General features: G+C 45.0%; 18 protein-coding genes. 15 read left to right on the top strand and 3 right to left on the bottom strand.

Going from position 1 to position 21,849, the window contains the following annotated elements; genetic code table 11:
• Both ACHZA1_RS17470 and ACHZA1_RS17465 read left to right on the top strand, forming a co-directional pair.
• The gene (locus tag ACHZA1_RS17470) at nucleotides 1-462 is read left to right on the top strand and encodes a hypothetical protein (RefSeq protein ID WP_320053139.1); all 462 of its coding nucleotides are present in this window, start codon (nucleotides 1-3) and stop codon (nucleotides 460-462) included.
• 277 nt (nucleotides 463-739) lie between these two features.
• Complete coding sequence (locus tag ACHZA1_RS17465; RefSeq protein ID WP_320053138.1) at nucleotides 740-1,930, top strand: hypothetical protein; 1,191 nt, start codon at nucleotides 740-742, stop codon at nucleotides 1,928-1,930.
• Nucleotides 1,931-2,375: 445 nt separating this feature from the next.
• On the opposite strand, the gene ACHZA1_RS17460 is transcribed toward ACHZA1_RS17465, so the two are convergent.
• Complete coding sequence (locus ACHZA1_RS17460) at nucleotides 2,376-3,638, bottom strand: DEAD/DEAH box helicase (protein WP_320053137.1); 1,263 nt, start codon at nucleotides 3,636-3,638, stop codon at nucleotides 2,376-2,378.
• 584 nt (nucleotides 3,639-4,222) lie between these two features.
• On the opposite strand from ACHZA1_RS17460, the gene ACHZA1_RS17455 reads away from it, so the two are divergent.
• Nucleotides 4,223-4,693 carry a CYTH domain-containing protein gene (locus ACHZA1_RS17455; protein ID WP_320053136.1) on the top strand — a complete coding sequence of 157 codons (471 nt, stop codon included), beginning with the start codon at nucleotides 4,223-4,225 and terminating at the stop codon, nucleotides 4,691-4,693.
• 123 nt (nucleotides 4,694-4,816) lie between these two features.
• Here the strand turns inward: ACHZA1_RS17455 and ACHZA1_RS17450 are convergent, their stop codons facing one another.
• A complete protein-coding gene (locus ACHZA1_RS17450) occupies nucleotides 4,817-5,530 on the bottom strand; it encodes a hypothetical protein (RefSeq protein ID WP_320053135.1) in 714 nt (237 codons plus the stop codon).
• A 303-nt stretch (nucleotides 5,531-5,833) separates the two neighbouring features.
• Here ACHZA1_RS17450 and ACHZA1_RS17445 point away from each other — a divergent pair, with 303 nt between their 5' ends.
• From ACHZA1_RS17445 to ACHZA1_RS17390, 12 genes are all read left to right on the top strand, one after another.
• Nucleotides 5,834-6,625, top strand: coding sequence for a LuxR C-terminal-related transcriptional regulator (locus ACHZA1_RS17445; RefSeq protein WP_320053134.1), 792 nt, complete (start codon nucleotides 5,834-5,836; stop codon nucleotides 6,623-6,625).
• Between the two features lie 676 nt (nucleotides 6,626-7,301).
• Nucleotides 7,302-8,318, top strand: coding sequence for a tetratricopeptide repeat protein (locus ACHZA1_RS17440; protein ID WP_320053133.1), 1,017 nt, complete (start codon nucleotides 7,302-7,304; stop codon nucleotides 8,316-8,318).
• A 69-nt stretch (nucleotides 8,319-8,387) separates the two neighbouring features.
• Nucleotides 8,388-9,689 (top strand): hypothetical protein, encoded by a 1,302-nt coding sequence (locus tag ACHZA1_RS17435; RefSeq protein ID WP_320053132.1) that lies wholly within the window; start codon nucleotides 8,388-8,390, stop codon nucleotides 9,687-9,689.
• 45 nt (nucleotides 9,690-9,734) lie between these two features.
• On the top strand, nucleotides 9,735-9,923 hold the full coding sequence (locus ACHZA1_RS17430; protein ID WP_320053131.1) for a hypothetical protein: 189 nt from the start codon (nucleotides 9,735-9,737) through the stop codon (nucleotides 9,921-9,923).
• A gap of 105 nt (nucleotides 9,924-10,028) precedes the next feature.
• Nucleotides 10,029-10,892, top strand: coding sequence for a hypothetical protein (locus tag ACHZA1_RS17425; RefSeq protein WP_320053130.1), 864 nt, complete (start codon nucleotides 10,029-10,031; stop codon nucleotides 10,890-10,892).
• A 178-nt stretch (nucleotides 10,893-11,070) separates the two neighbouring features.
• Nucleotides 11,071-11,652, top strand: a complete 582-nt coding sequence (locus ACHZA1_RS17420) for a TetR/AcrR family transcriptional regulator (protein WP_320053129.1) — start codon at nucleotides 11,071-11,073, stop codon at nucleotides 11,650-11,652.
• 26 nt (nucleotides 11,653-11,678) lie between these two features.
• Complete coding sequence (locus tag ACHZA1_RS17415; protein WP_320053128.1) at nucleotides 11,679-12,671, top strand: efflux RND transporter periplasmic adaptor subunit; 993 nt, start codon at nucleotides 11,679-11,681, stop codon at nucleotides 12,669-12,671.
• A gap of 42 nt (nucleotides 12,672-12,713) precedes the next feature.
• Nucleotides 12,714-13,883 carry an ABC transporter permease gene (locus ACHZA1_RS17410; protein WP_320053127.1) on the top strand — a complete coding sequence of 390 codons (1,170 nt, stop codon included), beginning with the start codon at nucleotides 12,714-12,716 and terminating at the stop codon, nucleotides 13,881-13,883.
• A 34-nt stretch (nucleotides 13,884-13,917) separates the two neighbouring features.
• Nucleotides 13,918-15,111 (top strand): ABC transporter permease, encoded by a 1,194-nt coding sequence (locus ACHZA1_RS17405; protein ID WP_320053126.1) that lies wholly within the window; start codon nucleotides 13,918-13,920, stop codon nucleotides 15,109-15,111.
• Nucleotides 15,112-15,647: 536 nt separating this feature from the next.
• Nucleotides 15,648-17,363, top strand: a complete 1,716-nt coding sequence (locus ACHZA1_RS17400; protein WP_320053125.1) for a bifunctional UDP-sugar hydrolase/5'-nucleotidase — start codon at nucleotides 15,648-15,650, stop codon at nucleotides 17,361-17,363.
• A 91-nt stretch (nucleotides 17,364-17,454) separates the two neighbouring features.
• Nucleotides 17,455-19,356 (top strand): OmpA family protein, encoded by a 1,902-nt coding sequence (locus ACHZA1_RS17395; protein WP_394701043.1) that lies wholly within the window; start codon nucleotides 17,455-17,457, stop codon nucleotides 19,354-19,356.
• Between the two features lie 115 nt (nucleotides 19,357-19,471).
• Entirely contained in the window at nucleotides 19,472-20,680 is a 1,209-nt protein-coding gene (locus tag ACHZA1_RS17390) for a C1 family peptidase (protein ID WP_320053123.1), read from the top strand.
• A 92-nt stretch (nucleotides 20,681-20,772) separates the two neighbouring features.
• Here ACHZA1_RS17390 and ACHZA1_RS17385 read toward each other — a convergent pair whose 3' ends face one another.
• Entirely contained in the window at nucleotides 20,773-21,768 is a 996-nt protein-coding gene (locus tag ACHZA1_RS17385) for a hypothetical protein (RefSeq protein WP_320053122.1), read from the bottom strand.
• Between the last annotated feature and the right edge of the window lie 81 nt (nucleotides 21,769-21,849).

Genomic DNA, 21,849 nt, shown 5'->3' with positions numbered 1-21,849 from the left:
ATGTTTGTATCTGTAATGCTTGCTTACATTGGACTCGCCATTATGGTAGGAGTAGCTTGTATTGGTAGCACAATTGGTGTAACAGTATCGGGAAATGCGACTGTTGGTGGTCTTAAAAAGAATCCTGATATTTTTGGTAAAAGTATGCTTCTTACAGCGCTTCCATCAACCCAAGGATTGTACGGCTTTGCGGCTTTCTTCCTTATTAATGGTAAAATGAGTGCTTTACTTGCTGCTGGCATGCCTATTGAGAAGTCTTTTGCAATATTAGCAGCTGGGCTTACGGTTGGTTTTGTTGGCTACTATTCGTCAACCAAGCAATCTCGCGTAATTGCTAACGGTATTACCGAAATGGCAAATGGTAACGATGTATTCGGTAAGACCATGATTCTTGCTGTATATCCTGAGTTGTATTCAATTATTGCGCTTATTGCTGCCGTACTTATTTGGATGGGATTATAGTCTGTTACTTTAATCATAAAAAAGGCTGCTTCGTATGAGGCAGCCTTTTTTTTTAATATGCCATGCCAGCTAGATCGGAACTTTGATGACATAAGTTCTAATAGGATAATGTAGAAAGTAAAAGCAGGATGGCGATTGTTTTTCATCCTTGTCTTCCTTTCCTGTGTTTCGAAAACGTCATAGAGCCTCAATTAGACTTGCTGAACAAACATTTATTTAATCAATATGTTTTAAAATACAGAATGTAGTCCTAAAGTTGTAATCGAATGATTGGCGTATGAGAAAGCATCCATACTTGTTCTCATTTATCCTTATTTTAATTTCAATTCCTTTTTTGTTCAGATATTTATGGAACAAAGAGGATGTGCGTCCTTTGAATATTCTCGTTGTTGATAAAACGGTACTTGATAGAAACAGACAGGAACATAGACCTTTGTTTTGGATTTTAGAGCATGAGAAGTACATTAAGAAAAGCGAGCAACCATTTAATGTAAGCTCCGATTACTACGGCTTCTTTCCTGATGGGAAAGGAGGATATAAGGCGAAAGATTTTGCCAATTCCTCAGATTCTGCTTTAGCGACCCTTGCTCGCAGAAATGATGTGGCTTACTATACCGACATGTATGGCGTTTATGCGGGCGAATGGTTCGAGCGTTATCCCAACGAGCAACGTCGCAATCCTAAGATGAGCTCTCTCGAACCTTCTGAACTCATTTATGGCGGCATGTGCATGGCCGAAGTTAATCTTCTAAAAAAGTTCAAGTCGCTGGGGAAACTTATTATTACAGAGTTTAATGTGATTGGTACTCCAACACCTACTTCTGTTACCCACGAGTTTGAAATGGAGTTTAAGATGACCTGGAAGGAATGGATCGGGCGATACTACTCATCGCTGGATACTAACAAAAATAAGGAACTCCCAAAGTGGTTAAAGAAAAACTACACCGAGCAAAATGGAGGAAGGTGGCCTTTTAAGAGATCGGGGATCATATTTGTGAGAACTGATGAAAAGATTGTCATTCTTGAGCAGAAAACCCATCTCAATCTTGATGTGCCGTTAATAGAGACCAATCCGAAATTTAGGGATAGGTACGACCTACCTAAAAATATGAAGTTTCATTACTGGTTCGATATTATTGGCGCCTCCGATAGCTTAGATGTGCTGGCTACCTATAAAATAGATGTGAACGAGGCGGGGAAAAAGGTGTTGGAGAAGAACTTAATCCCTACGCATTTTCCTGCAGTCGTAAAGTCAAAGAGTAGCAAGTACAGCTTTTACTATTTTGCAGGTGACTTTTCGGATATAGATATATCATTGTCGAATACAAAGTTTGCGAGTATTGCGGCTGTTAATCAGGCTTTCGTTCGGATAGAAGGGGAGGGGCGATCTGCTTTTTTCTGGCGTTTCTATCGTCCATTGGTTAGCAGTATTATTAGCGAATACTACACAAAAAGGGTAGAGAAGTAGCAACCAATAGAACCCTAAACCAATGGAGGCTATAACAAATAGAGGGGGTAGTAAAACAGGGTGAACTACTTGCTAGAGTATACATTCAACCACTTCTAGGCACTTCTTTTATCCTACTTTCCCCGAACTTCACTCGGGGCAATTCACGTTGAAGTTCTTATATGCTGCTACAGGTTGGCTGTAAGGAGGCTATATTCTATGCTTTCCATTGATTAATGCTGCGTAATGGCTGTTGAGCCGTAATCCGAAAGGATTGAATTCGAATAGCCTGTATGCGATACGAGAAAATCATGCACCACGAGCCTGCTACCACGAAGCGATGGATAATGAGCCAGAAGTAGGGCATTGACCTCCAGAACGTAATAGAGCCAAACAATGAGGCCATCAACACGCTAAGCGTTGATGGCCTCTTATATTTTACTGTTACTGCAAACTACTACTTAGGCTAACGCTTGCTTTCGAGCTTTCGTCTTCGCCAGAAATCGCCGTTTGATTTGTTTCCTCTATAGCCACTTCCCTTAGCAGGTGCTGCCTTGCTGCTATCTATCGCCTTGCTAACACCAATTGCTGATGCAATGCTTACAAATGGATGGTCGTATATCACACGAATATCCTTCTTTATAAGGCGTTCGATATCCTTTAGGAGCTTTACCTCTTCGGGATCAACCAGCGATATGGCCACTCCGTTGTTGCCGGCACGTCCGGTTCTTCCAATTCGGTGAACGTAAGTTTCGGGAACTTCAGGTAACTCGTAGTTGATAACGTGCGAGAGCTGATCGACATCAATACCTCTAGCAGCAATATCGGTAGCGATTAGCACCTTCGTTTTTCTATCCTTAAAGTTATTAAGGGCATTTTGGCGGGCATTTTGCGACTTATTTCCGTGAATTGCCTCTGCCTTTATGCCATCCTTTACCAGTAACCTTACCAGCTTGTCGGAGCCGTGCTTAGTTCGGGCAAATACAAGTGCCGATTCGACTGTTTCGTTGCTAAGCAAGCTTATCAGTAGATCCTTTTTCTGCGTTTTCTCGACAAAGTACACCAGCTGCTTTATGACATCTACCGTTGATGATACAGGCGTAACTTCAACCTTTAGCGGTTTGTAAAGCATGGTGTTGGCCAACTTCTGTATTTCGGGCGGCATGGTGGCCGAAAAGAAGAGCGTTTGGCGCTTGGGTGGAATAATCTGGAGTATTCGCTTTATATCGTGAATAAAGCCCATGTCGAGCATCCTATCAGCCTCGTCGAGTACAAAGAAATCGAGATTGGGGACCTTTACAATCCCCTGGTTGTAGAGGTCGAGCAAACGACCGGGCGTGGCAATTAGAATATCGACTCCAGAACGTAATAGGTTTACTTGCGGAACTTGGGAAACGCCCCCAAAGATCACGGCATGCCTTAAGCTGGTAAATTTACCGTAGTCCGTAAAGCTTTCGCCAATCTGAATGGCAAGCTCCCTTGTTGGGGTGATGATGAGCGCTTTTACGGCTCTATGCTTGCGGGTATCTGGATTTTGGGTGAGTTTCTGAATGATTGGAATACTAAACGCTGCTGTTTTCCCTGTGCCTGTTTGCGCACATCCGATTAGGTCGTTGCCCTCTAAGATCTTGGGAATTGCCTGTGCTTGTATGGGGGTTGGGGTTGAATACTCTACTTGCTTTAAAGCCTCCAGAATGGGCTGAATTAAGTTTAACTGTTCAAATGTCATGTAATACGGGTTAACCGTCGCGGTTATTTATTTGGAGGCAAAGGTAACATCTTTATTGGAATATTTAGGGGTGAAGAAGTTATAGGCAGGTATTTCTCGTTCAAATTGTAGATTCATCCTTCAATAGTCTTTTATTGGGCATTAGCATTTTAAAGGAGAGAGCCTTCTTCTTCTCTGTTCTTTTTGTAAGGGCAAAAAGAACCAAAAACCCTTGGCACGAATTAACTCGCTCGGTCGCGGTGGAATGGCGCTACCTCAAATGTGGTAATAGCCCTAAGACCTTTACAGCATTGAGGAACATAGTGGAGGCGACCTCGCTCAAACAGGGATTCGTGCCAGTCTGGTATGGCTGCGCCATGGTGTCTACGGAAGAAGGTTGTTCGGTAATACGACGTTTACCTGCCGTTGTTAAGCGAGCTAATATGGGAAACCTTTTTATTCTGTGGTTCATCGAGGACTCTTCTAAAACAAGAATCTTAAAGGCGAAATTAATGGATTATAGGAAGTTATTTTGCAGTAGGGAGGGAGTTGAAGGTAGGGAAGGAATCTTCTGCTAAATTTGCACATACAATATTCAACGAAAGATGGCACTAGAGATTGAACGGAAATTTTTGGTTAGTTCAGAAGGCTACAAAGGAGCTGCACGTAAGTCGTATCGCATAGTTCAGGGGTACCTGTCGTCGAACCCGGAGCGGACGGTGCGCGTGAGGGTAAAGGGCGAAAGAGGCTACCTTACCATTAAGGGTATTGCCAACGATTCGGGGCTTACCCGCTTTGAGTGGGAGAAGGAGATTGCCGTTGCTGAGGCCGATGAGCTGCTCAAAATCTGCGAGCCTGGGGTAATTGACAAGATTCGCTATGAGGTAGATTTTGGCAACCACACCTTCGAGGTGGACGAGTTTGCGGGGGATAACCGAGGGCTGGTTGTTGCCGAAATAGAGCTGTCGGACGAGAACGAGGCCTTCGAGAAACCCGATTGGCTAGGCGAGGAGGTTACCGGGGATAAGCGCTACTACAACTCGATGCTGAGCCTGAAGCCTTTTGGCAGGTGGTAATATGGGGAGCAGGGAGTAGCTGTTGGTCACCATAATGACGTTGACCAGGTTTCCTGGCTAGATCAAAAAAAATGAGCGGAACGCATGCACGTCCCGCTCTATTCCTCTTATTGTCCTGCTTTGCTATAGGATAAGGGTATTCTGAGCCTTGCTCCATGGGCCTGCAATCTCGGGGTGCTTGGTGTTGTACCAGCGGAAGTAGATGAAGAGCTGCTTCCCGGCGTTTTCGGCGCCAAGCGGTAGCACAAAAAAGGCCTTGGTGGATAGACCTACCTCCAGCTTTTTGTCTTCGGCAGAGGTAGGTGCTTCTGTTGCTACCGAGAATCGGTACTGAACGCAATTCGCGGTATCGTGAATGGCTGGGCGTTGGTTCGTATTCCCAAAGCACTTAATGGTAACCGATCCGCCACCTATTGGTTGTACCGTAGCTGTTACAAGCATGGTGATGGGCGTTTGTGGTATGGTACGGCTATGCTTTACGTTGCTGACGGTACGGATTTTGAAGGTTTCCAGATCGGTAATCGTTGCATTTGGCGAAATGGCGATATGCGTCAGAAAGTTACTTTCCTCCTCGTACTTGCGAATGCTTTCCATTATCCCCTTAAGCTCGTCGGTAACGGCAATGGTGCGCAAGTTGTACCTATCGGAATACTTCTCGTAGGCCAGAATCCAGCGATCGCCAAACCCTTTCCATTTCCCCATCATTTCCTCAGTAATTCCCAATCGGGTGAAGTTTTTTACAGGTGAACCCTCCTGCATGTACGCTACGGTTGTCCGAATATAGGGGTTAAAGGTTTCCACGGTGCGCGGAATGGACGTTGATGTGTCTGTCGTCATAATCGATTAACATTTAAAAGTTTGGTTTAATACAGTAGCTTGGTACGATGAAGCACTACCCGAGCTGCTCCGCCGTACGATCTCAAATATACATCCTCAGCGAGCAGCGAGGTGTACCCCTAATGGGGTATTGTTTTAGGTGGCATGCATTTTTTTCTACAATTTTTAATATCTTGCATTATCAGTGATAACAATAGGGCAGCAGGAGCAAGGTGTGCCTAAGTGGAATGCTGAAATGCAATCGCAGCGGTACTCCTCCCTAAATGCCGAATTAGCTAACTATTTATACCAAAATATACTACTATGACCGATAAGCTTGCTGAGCTTTTCGATGCCTTTAGAAGCATGCATTTCGCGGCTTTGGGCGATTCGCAGAACGAGAACGTGCTGCTGGAAACCACCATCGAGCAGCTGGCCTACAACCAAAATGCGCTGCCTATTTCGGTAAACATGGGCATGGGGGAGTACCTCTTTGGTCGCAATTTGCTCAGCTCCTTCGACCATCTGAGCGGTAGGGCGCTAAGCCACGAGCAATTCAAAAAACTTATCCATAAGGACGACATGGCGCACTTTGAGGAGGCTATTCTGGTGGGGATGCAAAAGATTGGCCCGCTGCTCTCCGAAAAGCAGCATCAGCTCGCCCTTGCCTTCGAGTGCCGCATGCGCGATAGCCGAAACGAGTACTGCCGAATGCTCTTTAGGTACGAGATCTTTACCTGCGCTACTGTAGACGAGCGTTGGGTGAAGCTGCTGCTGTTCCCGCTTAGAGGCTGGAACCAGCTGGCAATGCCCAATAGCCTATACGTTATCGATACCAAGAAAAAGGAGCTCTGCTATACCGACAAAAGGGGAAGCCACACCAGGCACCAGCTGGATATCCTTAGGCGAAGAATCGCTGGCCAAAACGACGTTGAGATCGGCGGAGCACTTTGCCTTAGTCCGGTGACGATAAAAACTCATCACAAAAATATCTACGCCAAGCTGGGAATAGACTCCAAGGTTAGGATAGTTCTATACCTGCAATACCTGGGCTTGCTCAGGGGAACAGATCTGGTGAAATTAGAGGAGCGAGGCTCATGCTGTTTCCTCCCATAGGCCTTACGTTAACAACGAGCCTACCTTGGGCTGCATCTCTAGCCGCTATATTGCTAACGAGCGCTCTATATTGTCAGCGAGCAGTCTAAATTGTCAGCGAGTAGTGCTACAGATGCATCTCAGCCTCCTAAATTGTCAGCGAGTAGTACTACAGATGCATCTCAGAAGTCTAAATTGTCAGCGAGCCGCCTAAATTGTTAGCGAACCTTCTAAATTGTCAGCGAGCAATGCTTCAGCAACAATATAGCCGCTATATTGTCAGCCAAGGCTGCTCGGCTGACAACGTAGCGGGCCTGAATGATAGCGTTGGTAGCTGTTGGGGTGCGATGAAGCTAGAATTTAATTCTATTCGGATAAACCATTATGGCGAAATGATTTATTTATTAGGTGCGTTTTAGGAAATTTAGATAAATTTTGGCCATTAAAATGTATTAAGTACATTTAAGGTTATGCTTATGGCGTATTTGTACGTCGCGAAAGATTGATTATCATAATCATCGGCGATAATGGTAATCCATGTTGGGCCTATGCTTGGAGAAAGCCCTGGAGCTGCGCAAGAAAGGATGTAAGGTATTTTGTTGCATGAAAGTCACTTTTGGGATCGGTATGATGGGCTACAACATTAAGTAAGCAATAACAAGGTAAAAGAGTATAGAAACTATTAAAAACAAACGCTATGAAAAGAATTCTGGGGATTATGATGGGTTTACTGCTGGTAGTAAACGTATTTGGGCAGGACGATAAAGTTGCGCTGCTGATATCGGAAGGCACAGAGCTGCACGATCAGGGAAAGTACGATGACGCTATTGCAAAGTATAAGGCGGCGCTAGACATCGATAAGAACTCGTCGGTGGCTAACTACGAGATTTCGTTCACCTATATGGTGACCGGTAAGTACGATGAAGCCATAGCGTATAGCAAAAAGGCTATAGATAGGAATGACGATATTCAGCAAGGCGCCTATATTGTATTAGGTACTTCATGGGATATGAAGGGAAAGCCGGAGAAGGCCATAGAAGCCTACCTGGATGGTTTAAAGAAATTTCCACAAAGTAGCCTGCTGAGCTACAATCTGGCGCTTACCCTGTTTAACCAAAAGGAGTACGATAGAGCAGAGGATGCTGCAATACAAGCAATTTTCAATAATCCCAATCATGCAAGTAGCCACATGGTGCTATCGTCAATAATGCAGGCTAAGGGATTGCGCGTAAAGTCTATATTGCCGCTATACTATTTTCTCATGCTCGAGCCTAACTCTAAAAGGTCGGCATCGCAATATGCATTACTACTACAAAAGCTAGGGCAGGGTGTAGTGCAAAAGGATGAGAAAAATATTAGCGTAAGCCTGCCATCATTCTCGACGAATAGCGATTCGTTTAGCGCTGCAGAGATGATGGTAAGCCTGCAGGCCGCAACTCGATATACTGAAGAAAATACGGGGAAGAGCGATATGGAATTTTTTAAAGAAAGCACCCCAAAGATATTTAGAATGCTAAGCGAACTAAAGAAAGATAGTAAAGGATTTTGGTGGGACTTATACGTTACCAAGTTCCAAAATTTAGAACAGGCTGGCTGTTGTGAGGCGTTCTGTTACTATATATCCCAGTCCGATAGTACAAAAGGAAGCAAGTCGTGGATTTTTGAGAATCCTGGCAAACTGCAAGAATTTATGAATTGGATGAATACGAAATAGGTATAGTAAGCCTATTCCTGATTGAATTTCAACCCAATATAATTATAAAACTTAACGCTAAACCTAACCATGCCAAAAGATAGAAAAGCGAAAGCCAAAAAGGCTCGTCAAAAGGAGCAAAAGGCTGCAGAGCTAAAAAAGGCACACGAGAAGATCGAGATAGCATTTTATAAGGAACTCCTAAGCTTGCTCGATAAGCTGGAGGTTATAGAGCATGTCCAGTATTTCGACCGTTTCGACATTTACTCCTGCTTCCGATTTCGCTCCTCAGCCCTGATTTTTGAGCAAGTTGGCTCACGAAAACCAACGCTCGAACTCGAGGAGGTTTCGAAGGCTCTTCTACAATCGTATATGAAGAGCCAAACTTACACCTATACCAATGGGGCTGTTATTTCGGCCTACGAGGTGTTCCATATCCTCGAATCATTTAGGTACATAATCGGTTTTAAGGTACGAAAGCAGGAGCCGCACTACGAGGAAATTAAGGAAAAGCTTTGGGATCTTAAGGAATTTCTCGACAGGTGCCTGATAGACGTACAGGAAACGATAAAAATCTGGCTCAGAATCATTGGCTGGATTGTTTCCATCCCCGATAAGGAGAACATCCTGTTTAAAACAGAGATTGAGGTAACCCACAATAAGGAGGATCACTCGCTAGACTACTCCTATACCCGGAAGTTCAGAATATTCTACGAAGCGATACCGGTAGAACGAAGATCGGTTGTCGTGGAGGGGCTTCGGCGTCCATGCTATCGGTTTCAGGTTGGCGATGTAAACGGAAAGATTTTTAACCTCACCATAAAGAGGGAGCTGTTCGGCTTTAAGGGGACTCCTATTGATGTTTACTTCCAAAGCCATGCCCTCGAACGGTTGGCCGAGCGCTTAGATGGCCTAATGATAGGTGTATCATTAGGGTTATGCATTACCGAAATTAAGAGGAATCCAATAGTACACGATGTAGGAGGAGGAAAGTATTTGCTGGATGTGGTAATCAACGATATCAAGCTAGGTTACTTTGTGGCTTACCTAATTGAAGGGTACCTACTAATAAAAACATTCCTGTTTGTGACCAATACATCAACGCCAGAAGGAGAGAAGCTGGATAGGCTCAGTGGAATGGCTAAGATTGATAAGGAGTATCTGGGAATCGATAGGCTAAGTACCTTTCTAGCCATCAGCCCTAAAGATGCGCCGGAGCTAAAGGAGCTACTAGAAAAGGCTGGCTTAGGATATCTTCTAAAAATGGATGGCAGTACGCTAGCCTTTTTTGCCCGACTAAATCCATTTAATAGGGCAACCGATAAATCGGGCGCTATAAGCTGCTACTTTAAAAAGCGAAACGAGCTGCCTGTACTTAGCGACTTACAGTAGAATATAAACTATCAGCGATCTGATTTCAAATTATTTACTCAATAGATGAATTACATCTTTAGAATTTCGTTACGATCGAGGTTTGCTCTATACCTGATGGTAATATCGCTGATGGTTACGGGCATTGGCCTTTTCGTTAGCTGGTATGCTGATGGTGGGGCTCCCTACATCATAGCCATTGCTGCTGCTTGTGCTGCTTGTGCGGCACTCCTCATGGTTACCATCCAAAAGTAGCGCTATGAGGTATACGAGGATAGATGCGTTAGAAAAACAGCATTTACTACAAGGGTGCTATACTATAGCGATGCCATAGGATATAGAATTGCAATTCGTGATTGTGTGATATTACTAAAGGAAGGTGCAGGTCGCTTTACGATCTACAGCAATACGGAAAGGTTTAACGAGCTGGTTGCCTACATCCATCAACGTATTCCTAACCTCGACGAGGTAGAGGCAAACGAAGAACACCAGAGACTCTTCTGCTATTCAACCGAGGGATATACGACGCAGGAACAGGCAAAAAGGCTTAAAAAGGTGAAGCGTGTCGCTACTTTACTTAATACTGCATCGTTAGCGGTATCGCTGCCGCTAGTTTTCATTCCCATATACAATGTTTGGATTCTAGGGCTTTGCACGATACTTCCGCTGCTGGGCTATATTTTGTATGCTGGTTCAGGAGGGCTTGTCAATCCATTCAGCGAAAATAACAAGTCGCCATTAGCAAGTCTTAAGTCAACGCTGATGCTTCCCCCCGCAGCCTTAGCAATGCGATGTATGAGCGATTATACCATACTTAGCTTTGCTAACTATTGGATCTGCACTTCTGCTTTTTGTCTTATAATTCTAGTTCTTGCCTTTTACCGACAAGCCAACAATAGTGGGGGGCGAGCAATCAGAGATAGGATAACCAGCGCCTTGTTACTCCTCTTTGTTCTTGTTTACGTAAGCAGCGCCACCATCATTTCCAATATTGTTTTAAACGCAGAAAATACCAAAAGAATAGAGGCGAGAATTATTAACAGATGGAAGATAGAAACATCTACAACGGCGGAGTACTATGTTCAAATTGAAAAAAGAGGAGAACTTCAACTTTCTCAACCAATAAAAGTTTCAGGACGAGTATATAAGCGGTTGAGCAATAGTTTGGTCGTCTCCTATAATGGAGGTCTATTGGGTATACCAGTATTTTGGATAGAGATGTAAGTAATTGGAGGTGCTGCCCTCCAGTATCTTTTGCGCCATAAACTCTCACGCAACACCTGTATCAGCGTACTCTATCTCTCTTTCCCACAATATGGTTTAAATACAGCTAATGCTAAACTTTCTGCCGTGAATGGAGTTATATTTGCGCGTTAAATGAATGAGCATTCAATCATAGTAAATGGCGAAAAGCATTGATACCTCGAAGCTCGAAAGAATAAAGGATGCAACGGTTGAGCTGGTGGTTAGCCACGGCTACAATGCGGCATCGGTATCGCTTATTGCCAAGCGGGCAGGTGTGGCAGATGGCTACCTCTACCGCTTTTATCCCAGCAAGTACGATTTGGTATCCGATATATTTAAGAGCAAGGTCGAGCAGCTGGCCGACGTGCTCGACGACCTTTACTCGCAAAAGGGTACCGTGCGCGAGGTGGTTTACGAATTCGTTGCGCATATCATCAATCGCGCCAAGGAGGCCCCCATCCAAACCAAGTTTCTGTTTATGCTGATTCACGATTATACCTTCGAGATCGATAAGGGTGTTGCCTTACGCCTAAAGGAAACTTTCGAGAAGCTGGTGCAAAAGGGGCAGCAGAACGGCGAGATTAAGGCGGATGTTACCTCGGAGGATCTATATGTGCTGGTGATCGGTCAATCGTTGCTGTACATCGATTCCAGGTTCAGGAAGCATTTCGGGAATGAAGTACTCGAGAGCAATATGGCCGAACGCGTAGCCAACGTGTGCTTAAAAGCAATTAACTGAAAAAACAATATAACGATTAACCTAATATGAAGAACAACAGGTTTTTTACCCTTGCAGTAGGAACAATAGGATTGCTTACGCTTATAATCCTTATAGGCTGGTACGTGCTTAAGCCACAACCCAACATTATTCAGGGCGAAATTGAGGCAACTCAGGTAAAGGTAGCCTCGAAGCTCGCTGGCCGAATTGATACCTTGTACGTTCACGAAGGCGATGAGGTAACAATTGGTCAGATGCTCTACGCCATTACCAGTCCCGAAGTGCATGCCAAGTACGAGCAGGCAAATGCCGTTAAAGATGCCGCAATGGCGCAACGCCTTAAGGCCAACAACGGTGCTCGTATCGAAGAGGTACAAGCTGCATATACCACTTGGCAAAAGGCCGAGGCCGCTGCCGACTTTGCAGAGAAGAGCTACCGTCGTATTCAAAACCTATTTGATAAGGGTGTAGTGCCCGCACAAAAGCGCGACGAGGTAGAAACCCAGTTCAAAGCGGCTAAGTTTACTGCCGAATCGGCAAAGGCTGTTTACGATATGGCCAAGAAGGGGGCTCGCAACGAGGATAAGATGGCTGCCGGTGCCCTTGTAAACCAGGCTAGCGGCGTGGTTAGCGAGGTTTCATCGTACCTCAATGAGACTCACCTAAAATCGCCCATTACAGGCGAGGTTGCTTCGGTTATTGCCGAGCGTGGCGAGCTTATTGGAACAGGCTATCCTGTAATTACGCTGGTAGATCTATCGGATGTTTGGGTTTCGTTCAACCTGCGCGAGGATCTGCTTGCCAAGATAAAGAAGGGCAAAACGTTCACCGGAACAATTCCTGCCCTTGGCAATAAGGAGGTAGAGTTTACGGTAACCTTCATTGCGGTTCAAGGAGCCTATGCAACCTGGACAGCAACCAAGACTTCGGGCGATTTCGACCGCAAAACATTTGAGATTAAGGCAAAGCCAACAGCAAAGAACATTGGGCTACGCCCCGGAATGAGCGTATTGGTTGATTGGAATAAGATTAAGGACTAACTTGAAAATCAGAATCTAATGCGCAATAAAATAAAGCATTCGATGCGAGAAGGAATTCTCTGCGTGCTTTTACGGGAGCTCAGGCGGATGTCGTCGAGCTCAACCTACCTCTTTGTGCTGGTAGTATTCCCGTTGGCATGCTTCTTCCTTTTCACTGAGATTTTCAAGAATGGAGTCCCCCACAAGATACCTATTGCGGTATGCGATGCTGATGCCTCGGTAATGTCGCGAAAGGCTACGCGTATGGTAAATGCAACGCCTTCGGCTGATGCTTGCTACCGTGTAACCAGCTTTAGCGAGGGTAAGGAGCTGATGATGCAAGGGAAAATAAGCGCCTTTGTTCTAATCCCTAAGGATTTTGAAAGAGACATCTATAGGGGTAATCCAACTAAGGTGGCGCTATACGTTAACAACCTGAACATCCTTAAGGGTGGCTTGCTGGATAGGGATATCCGCACGGCACTTGCTACGCTTAACGCTGGCGTCGACCTACAGGGGAGGCTGAAGAAGGGCGAGAGCGCCAAGCTGGCTGCCGCACAGGTTATGCCGGTGGTTCTGGAAAAGAAGATGCTTTACAATCCTTTCGGAAGCTACGCATACTACCTGCTTACCGCGCTACTTCCGGTTATGCTTCAGATGTTTATTATTACAGCGTCGGTTTATGCCGTTAATATTGAGATGAAGGATGGAACAGCACGAGAGTGGCTAAAGGCATCGGGATTTGATGTGATAAGCGCCATAACGGGCAAGATGATTCCATACTCGGTGATCTTCTTTATTGTTAGCCTCTTCATGAGTACGCTGCTCTACCGCTTTATAGGGGTACCTCTTCGTGGTAGCAGGCTAATCCTTATCCTGTCGAACCTATTCTTTGTGCTGGCTTACCAGGGAATTGGCATCTTCATCACCAGTTTGATAAGCAACCTTCGATTAAGCTTATCGATGTCGAGCGCATACGCCATCTGCGCATTTACGTTCTCGGGCTTAACCTTTCCGTTTATTGGCATGCCGGCAAGTATTGCTACTATTGGGCAGTTCTTTCCCTTTACGCAGTACCTCGACATCTACATGAGCCAGGGATTACGCGGCGCGCCAATCTATACGGCGCTCTTCCCGTTGGGAATGCTGGGGCTGTTTATCCTGTTCCCGCTTTCGCTGTTGCCCAAGCTACAGAAGCATATGATGTACCAAAAATTCTGGGGAGGGGTGTAGTATGGCATTTCGGAGATTAAAAAAATCGTACGAGGTGTTCGCTAACACCTACCTATACGAGCTAAAGCTGCTGCTTAAGGACTCGGGCGTGCTCTTCATCCTATTTGGAGCATCGATATTCTACTCCTTAATATATACGTATTCCTACTCGCACGAGGTGGTAAACGACATTTCGGTAGCGGTTGTCGACCTGAATGGCACTAAAACAAGTAGAGACGTGGTGCGCATGCTCGATGCAACGCCTCAAATAAATGTAACCTTCCATACCCAGAACTTTAAGGAGGCAAAGGCGCTATTCTACGACGATAAGGTCCATGGCGTTATCGTTATCCCCAAGGATTTTGAGCGCAAAATAATGAGGAGCGAGCAGGCTGCCGTTACGGCCTACGCCGATGCCAGCTACTTTATGATATATAAGCAGATCCTATCGGGTGCGGCCCAGGTTACGGGAACCATGAGCGCCAAGCTGGAGATCGGTAGGCTGATGATGAAGGGGAACGACAAGTATAAGGCCATGGCTCAAAGCCAGCCCGTATCGGTTTCAACCAGCTACCTGTTTAATCCTGCTGCGGGATATGCTTCGTACGCCATGCCCGGGGTAATGCTGATGATTCTTCAGCAAACGCTGCTGCTCAGCATCGGAATGCTTGGCGGTACGCTGCGCGAGAAGAAGCGCAAGTACTTCTACCTGGATGGAGATATCGATCCTCGCCATGCCGTATCTACGTTGCTGGGTAAGGCTTTTGCCTTTATCACACTGCACCTGTTCAACATCTTCTTTATGCTGGTGCTCGTTTACAAGTGGTTCGACTTACCCCAAAAGGGAAACCCATTCGAGGTGTTCATCTTCATAATGCCCTACATATTTGCGGTGGCATTCCTGGGGATATCGATTGCTACCCTGTTCAAGAAGCGCGAGCACTCGCTAATCTTTATGTTCTTCACCTCGATTCCGTTTATCTTCCTAAGCGGATTCTCGTGGCCTGCTAGCGAAATGCCGCTGCTGCTACAGAAATTCTCGCTTCTGATTCCTAGCACAACAGCAATCCAGGGGTACTTGAGGCTGAATACGATGGGGGCATCGTTACAGCAGGTGTCAAGTGAGCTGGGCTTCCTCATGATTCTAATGGTCGCCTACTTTATCCTTGCGCTGCTGATAACAAAGTATCGCATCCACCAAAATAATCGGGAGCTGCAAGAAACCTCAGATGAAGCCATAGAATCGTAGCCGACGATTTGTTTAGATATATAAGCTCCACCAAAAGCCTTACGCTGCTGGTGGAGTTTTTTTATGCAAATGCTCATCAGAATGCGCGGACAGAGTTTTACACTATGCAAATGCTCTATCGAAATGCGCCGACAGAGCTTTACACTATGTAAAAGCTCTATCGGAATACGCGGACGAAGCTTTACACTATGTAAAAGCTCTATCGAAATGCGCGGACGAAGCTTTACACTATGTAATTGCTCTATCGGAATGCGCGGACGAAGCTTTACACTATGTAATTGCTCTATCGGAATGCGCGGACGAAGCTTTACACTATGTAAAAGCTCTATCGGAATACGCAGACAGAGCTTTACACTACGGAAATGCTCTATACGAGGGGATATAGGGGAGAATGCAGCGCTTAGTATATCCTAAAAGCTAAGCCCCACTAGTGCCTCTGCAAAAAGATAAGGTTCTACTAATATCGCGAAATATAATCGTTGCTATATTTACGGACTTTTACGAATTCATTTTAATTTCTAAAGATTTACTGCTACATGAGGATCAGAACTGCAACAATAAAAGCCCTTGTACTGGTGCTGCTCTTTGCAATGCCGCTTACAATGCTTGCCTCGAAGGGCAAGGAGGTTAAGGTAGTTTTTACCACCGACGTGCACGGCGCCATCTTCCCCTACGACTTTATCGAGCAAAAGGCTCGCCCCGGAAGCCTAGCTCAGATATACACCTACGTAAAGGAGCAACGAAAGCAGAACCCCAGCTTGCTGCTCCTCGACAACGGCGATATGCTGCAGGGGCAGCCAACCGTTTACTTCTACAACTTTGTGGATACGCTAAGCCAGCATCTACAGGCAAGGGTGATGAACTTTATGGGGTATAATGCCCTAACCGTAGGCAACCACGACCTCGAGCCTGGACATCCCGTTTACGATAGGGTTCGCCAGCAGTCAAATTTCCCTTGGCTAGCCGCCAATGCGGTTACGCCTGCGGGAAAAACCTACTTCGAGCCATACAAAATATTTAAGGTCGATGGCAAGAAGGTTGCTGTACTTGGGCTCATTACCCCAGCCATCCCCACCTGGCTCCCCGAAAATATTTGGAGAGGGATGACGTTTAACGACATGGTGGAGAGCGCCAAGTATTGGGTTGATATTATCCAGAAAAAGGAGAAGCCAGACGCCATTATTGGCATGGTACACTCCGGCGTAAACTTTAACTACAACAACCAGAACGAGAATACCTACAAGAACGAGAATGCCGCCATGCTCATTGCCAAGCGGGTTAAGGGATTCGACGCCATACTATGCGGGCACGATCACGACATCTTCAACAAGAAGGTGGCAACCGACTTTGGCGATTCCGTTCAGGTGCTTAATCCCGCCGCCTTTGCCCGCAACGTGGGCGTTCTCACCATTGCTTTTCAGGGCAGCAGCAAGCAGGTAAGCGGTAGCGTTGTCGATGTTCGCCCATTACCTGCTGAAAAAGCCTTTGAGGAGCAATTCAAGGGCGATTTTGATAAAATCAAGGAATTCTCTTCGCGAAAGATCGGCACGCTTGATGAGCCAATTAGCTCTGCCGATACCTTTTTTGGCAGCTCCTCATTTGTAGACCTGATTCACCGCAGCATGCTAAAGACTACCAATGCCGATATTAGCTTCGCATCGCCGCTAACCCTAAATGCCAACATTCCTGCTGGCGATATCACCGTAGGCGACATGTTCAACCTCTACAAGTACGAAAACCTCCTTTACGTGCTTAATCTAACAGGGCAGGAGGTTAAGAACTACCTCGAATACTCCTACGGTCTTTGGGTGAAGAGCAGCGATACCTTCGATGATGGAATGCTTCTCCTTAACGAAAAGGGTAAGCTGAAGAATCAGTACTACAATTTCGATTCAGGAGCGGGTATCAAATATCAGGTAGATATTACAAAGCCTGCTGGCAGCAAGGTTACCATTACCTCTATGGCCGACGGAACACCATTTGATCTAGGCAAAACCTACAAGGTAGCCATGAGCAGCTACCGTGGAAATGGGGGAGGTGGACACCTTACCGTTGGAGCCAAAATTCAACCATCAGAGATTAGCAAGCGGTTGGTTACAAGCACAACCAAGGATATGCGCTACCTAATAATGATGGACCTAATGAAATCTGGCATACTCGACCACAAGCCATTAAACTCATGGAAGTTTATTCCCGAAGATGTTGTCGCCAAGGCTCGAAAGGCTGACGAATCGCGCATTTTTAGAAAGTGATTTTGCGAAGATCAATAAACTGATTACATTCGAAGACCTATCTCAACCAACTGAGATAGGTCTTTTCTTAAGGGGATTATCAATGCGTATAATGATTAGGCTGACACTACTGCTGCTAGTAGTGATGAGTTTCGAATGGGCTGATGGCGAAGCGTATTCATCAACGAACAAGCAGGCCGTAAAGGCCTACAAGGAGGCTTTGGAGCTATTTAAAAACCGGAATTACCCAGCATTTTTCGAGAAGGTAAACCAGGCAATCGCCGATGACTCCACCTTTACGGAGGCCTACCTGTTGGCCATGCAGGCTTCAATAGAAAACCTCCACGAAACAAAGGCCATCTTCTATGCCCAAAAGGCATATGCGCTTAACCCAAGCATGCATCCGCCGCTGGCATCTATTCTAGGAAAGCTTTACCTGCGCGACGGGCAGTACGAGAAGGCAATAGCATGCTTCGAGTACTATATAAGCAACAATCCCGCTCAACGCGCTAAGGTGGAGGAGCCACTCAACAGCGCGCTCTTTGCCAAAGGACTAAAAGATCGACCAGTTGGCTTTGTCCCACAGAATTTGGGCGATAACATTAACTCTACTTACGACGACTACTGGCCCAGCATTTCAGGCGATGGCAATACCTTCGTAAAGACCAGCAACATTCCCCGAAGCGACAGCTCTGGCGTTTTGCAGGAGGACTTCTTTGTTTCAAAAAAGAATGCCCAAGGCAAGTGGGGTAAGGCAATTCCCCTACCCGGAACCATAAACACCCAGTCCAACGAGGGAGCGCAATCGCTTACCGCCGATGGGCAGGGCATGTACTTTACCATGTGCATCAACGAGTGCAGCATCTACTACTCTCGTCTGAAAAATGGGATATGGAGCGATCCTCAAAAGCTGCCACCTCCCATTAATACCCCCATATCATCCAACAAGCAGCCTTCCATTAGCTCTGATGGCCGCTATCTCTACTTTACTAGTAACCGTCGTGGCGGCTACGGCGGCTACGACCTATACGTTGCTACGCGCGATATGGAGAGCGGCGAGTGGATTGATGTAAAGAACTTAGGGCCGAAGGTTAACACCTCGCGAAACGACGTTTCTCCCTTTATCCACTTTGATGGGCAGACCCTTTACTTTGCCTCCGATGGGCATCGGGGGCTTGGAGGCCTCGATCTTTTCCGAACTCGTTTAGATGGCAATGAGGAGTGGAGCGTTCCCGTTAACTTGGGCTACCCAATCAACACCAAAGGCGAGGAGCAGGGCATTGTAATCTCGGCCGATGCAAAAACTACCTACATTGCCTCTAGCCGCGAGGAGGGAAGGGGGCTCGACATCTACAGTTTCGAGCTTCCCGATACGCTAAAGCCTAATGTTTCCTACTACCTTAAGGGCATAGTTGTAGATGCTAAAACCAATAAGCCGCTTGCTGCCGAAGTTGTTCTCACCAACCTTAAAACGGGCAAGGAGGAGTTTGTAAGCAGTTCCTATCCCGACGATGGAGCGTTCTTTACGTCTCTTCCTGCTGCAACCAGCTACGCCTTGCAGGTTACCCGTAAGGGATATCTCTTCAACTCGCAAAGCTTCTTGCTAGATTCTACTAAAACAATTCAGAATCCGCTAGAGCTCCGCATTGCACTCGAGCCTATGAGCGTAGGGAGCACCACCATTTTGAGGAATATCTACTTCGATGTCAACTCCTACAGCCTTAAGAAGGAGTCGGAAGTAGAGTTAAAAACGCTGGTTAAGCTACTCAATACCAATCCAACTCTATGGATCGAACTTTCGGGCCATACCGACAATTCTGGATCGGTTGCATTCAACAATTCGCTCAGCGCTAACCGTGCAAAGGAGGTGGTCAAGTACCTTATTGCAAATGGAATCGACAAAAATAGGCTTAGAGCCGTAGGCTACGGTTCCTCGAAGCCAATAGTCCCCAATAACAGCATCGAGAACAAGGCAAAAAACCGTAGAACAGAGTTTATGGTGATATATAAATAAGCTGATGTCAATAGACAGAGTTGAAGCCAGAAAATGTTAATGTTAAATCTTTCGTAGATGCACAAGGTTATACAACCTTTAGCATCTAAACACTATAACTAAAATAACAGCTCTAATGAAAAAATTATTTGTATTTGCCATTGCTGCAATCTTTGCTATTGGAGCATATGCACAAAAGGACAAAAAGAAGGAGGAATCTAAGCCAGAAGGATACAAATTCACGGTGGTCAAGCAAGTTCCTGGAACGTCCGTTAAGGATCAGTTCCGCTCAGGTACCTGCTGGAGTTTCTCAGGACTAAGCTTTATTGAAAACGAGCTGCTTCGCAACGGTAAGGGTGAGTTCGACTTGTCGGAAATGTGGCTTGTTCGCAACTGCTATTCAGCAAAAGCCGAAAAGTACGTTCGCATGCAAGGCAACTGCAACTTTGGTGGTGGCGGTGGAACCTTCGACATTTTCTGGGTAATGAATAACTTTGGTTTTATTCCCGAAGAGGCTTATGCTGGACTTCAGTATGGAGAACCAAAGCATGTTCATGGCGAATTGGATGCATTAACTAAGGCATATGTTGATGTAATAGTAAAGAACCCAAATAAAAAGCTTTCTACCGCTTGGAAGAAGGGTTTTGATGGCATTCTTGATGCCTATCTAGGTCCTAAACCAGATAAGTTTACCTATAAAGGTGTTGAGTATACTCCTGAATCGTTTGCAAAAAGCCTAAGTCTCAATTCCGACGATTATGTTTCTTTCACTTCGTACACTCACCATCCATTCTACAAAAAGTTCTCCCTCGAAATTCCAGATAACTGGCTAAACGAAGAGTCTTACAATATTCCAATGGAAGATCTAGAGCAGGTTATAGACAACGCCATTAATAATGGTTACTCTATTGCCTGGGGTGCTGATGTAAGCGAAAAGGGCTTCCAGTACAACAAGGGGGTTGCCGTAATCCCACAAACTGATGTTGCCGTTCTAAACAACTCAGAGAAGTCTAAGTGGACTGAGCTTTCGGCTAAAGACCGCGAGTCTATGTTCTACAATCTCGATCATCCCGTTGTTGAGCAGACCATCACCCAAAAGATGCGCCAAGATGCATTTGATAACTACCAAACTACCGATGACCACGGTATGGTTATCGAAGGTATTGCAAAAGATCAACGTGGAGAAAAGTTTTACTTAGTGAAAAACTCTTGGAATACCGATAATCCATATAAAGGATACTTCTACGCCTCTCGTCCTTTTGTTATCTACAAAACCATGAACATTATGGTTCATAAGAATGCTATTCCTGCTGAGATCCTAAAGAAAATCGGCTTAGCAAAATAGTTCTATTTGATTAAAATTGAATGCAATAATAAAACAAAGAGCTGCCAACTGGCAGCTCTTTGTTTTATTATTGCATTGGCGATGTCAATTTTTCACCTCACCATATCTATATAGTAAATATTGTACTTATTCGATTTTACGCTAAAGTATACTCTGTTATTGGTGTAGGAAATAGCAGTTATATCACCATACTTAAAGTCTTTTACTATTGTTTTCTTATCATTATTCCTGATAAGATATATGGAGTTTCTTGTAGCAACAATTGGTCGTGCTCTTCTGTCAAATTCAACATCTACAACATCCTGTAAATCGTTTTCCACTAACATGATTTGAGATAGAATATCTTGGCTGTAGAATTGCTTATTGATTATATATTCTTCTTTTATAGAGTATAGATTCCCCTTTTTGAGTTCAATAATGAAGAGTAAAGAACGATCTTTATTCAGAGCAAGCTTTAAAGGTGTGCTCTGGTTTATAGAATCCTTTTGTACTATTTTCATGGAAGATAGAATAGGATTTACCGACGCATTGGCCGAAAACGAAAATGATTTCATAGTTCCATCTACCATGTTAATCGATACAATATCATTTTTATCGTTGTCTGCATAATACATCATTTCATTCTTCTCATCTATCTGCAGCTCCGATACATTAGCAAAGCTGCGTCCGTGAATTGGAAGAATAAAGTAGGTTTTCAGAGTTGTGCGGCTCAGAAAATCGTACTTAATCAGCTTATACCTTTTAGGAGAATCCTTTTTTTGTGAGGTTTTATCAAAAAGCAACCAACTTTCTCCTTCTTTTCCAACTAGCGAATAAATTAGGTTTGAGGAAAAAAGAGAGTCTCGTAACGATAATGGGAAAACAGGTTGCATCGGCAGCTGTTTATTGTCCGATTTAAGAAAAAGCGAAAAATCCCTAGCGTCTTTATTGTAGTTTTTAAATATAAGAAGGTAGCCATTATTCGTATAAACAAAATCGTCGAAGGCAGCAGCGTCATCAATAGTTACATATAGGATGGGGAGTGGGACATCTTTACTTCTGCACCCTACCATGATAATTCCCAACAACAGTAAAATTCTAACGTTCATCGTCCAACAGAATAAAAAGGTTTCACTTAACCAACACTTTGTCGCTTCAAATTTCAAGTCTTAGCGTACAAATGTCTGTCT

Source organism: uncultured Acetobacteroides sp. (genome assembly GCF_963667355.2).
In the GTDB taxonomy this organism is placed as follows: Bacteria; Bacteroidota; Bacteroidia; order Bacteroidales; family ZOR0009; genus Acetobacteroides.
This window is presented reverse-complemented; position numbering and strand designations above follow the sequence as displayed.

What these genes read in the sequence shown, in the direction of transcription:
- ACHZA1_RS17470 (WP_320053139.1), top strand. Translation starts at nt 1, where the DNA reads ATGTTTGTATCTGTAATGCTTGCTTACATTGGACTCGCCATTATGGTA.
- ACHZA1_RS17465 (WP_320053138.1), top strand. Translation starts at nt 740, where the DNA reads ATGAGAAAGCATCCATACTTGTTCTCATTTATCCTTATTTTAATTTCA.
- ACHZA1_RS17460 (WP_320053137.1), bottom strand. Translation starts at nt 3,638, where the DNA reads ATGACATTTGAACAGTTAAACTTAATTCAGCCCATTCTGGAGGCTTTA.
- ACHZA1_RS17455 (WP_320053136.1), top strand. Translation starts at nt 4,223, where the DNA reads ATGGCACTAGAGATTGAACGGAAATTTTTGGTTAGTTCAGAAGGCTAC.
- ACHZA1_RS17450 (WP_320053135.1), bottom strand. Translation starts at nt 5,530, where the DNA reads ATGACGACAGACACATCAACGTCCATTCCGCGCACCGTGGAAACCTTT.
- ACHZA1_RS17445 (WP_320053134.1), top strand. Translation starts at nt 5,834, where the DNA reads ATGACCGATAAGCTTGCTGAGCTTTTCGATGCCTTTAGAAGCATGCAT.
- ACHZA1_RS17440 (WP_320053133.1), top strand. Translation starts at nt 7,302, where the DNA reads ATGAAAAGAATTCTGGGGATTATGATGGGTTTACTGCTGGTAGTAAAC.
- ACHZA1_RS17435 (WP_320053132.1), top strand. Translation starts at nt 8,388, where the DNA reads ATGCCAAAAGATAGAAAAGCGAAAGCCAAAAAGGCTCGTCAAAAGGAG.
- ACHZA1_RS17430 (WP_320053131.1), top strand. Translation starts at nt 9,735, where the DNA reads ATGAATTACATCTTTAGAATTTCGTTACGATCGAGGTTTGCTCTATAC.
- ACHZA1_RS17420 (WP_320053129.1), top strand. Translation starts at nt 11,071, where the DNA reads ATGGCGAAAAGCATTGATACCTCGAAGCTCGAAAGAATAAAGGATGCA.
- ACHZA1_RS17415 (WP_320053128.1), top strand. Translation starts at nt 11,679, where the DNA reads ATGAAGAACAACAGGTTTTTTACCCTTGCAGTAGGAACAATAGGATTG.
- ACHZA1_RS17410 (WP_320053127.1), top strand. Translation starts at nt 12,714, where the DNA reads ATGCGAGAAGGAATTCTCTGCGTGCTTTTACGGGAGCTCAGGCGGATG.
- ACHZA1_RS17400 (WP_320053125.1), top strand. Translation starts at nt 15,648, where the DNA reads ATGAGGATCAGAACTGCAACAATAAAAGCCCTTGTACTGGTGCTGCTC.
- ACHZA1_RS17395 (WP_394701043.1), top strand. Translation starts at nt 17,455, where the DNA reads ATGATTAGGCTGACACTACTGCTGCTAGTAGTGATGAGTTTCGAATGG.
- ACHZA1_RS17390 (WP_320053123.1), top strand. Translation starts at nt 19,472, where the DNA reads ATGAAAAAATTATTTGTATTTGCCATTGCTGCAATCTTTGCTATTGGA.
- ACHZA1_RS17385 (WP_320053122.1), bottom strand. Translation starts at nt 21,768, where the DNA reads ATGAACGTTAGAATTTTACTGTTGTTGGGAATTATCATGGTAGGGTGC.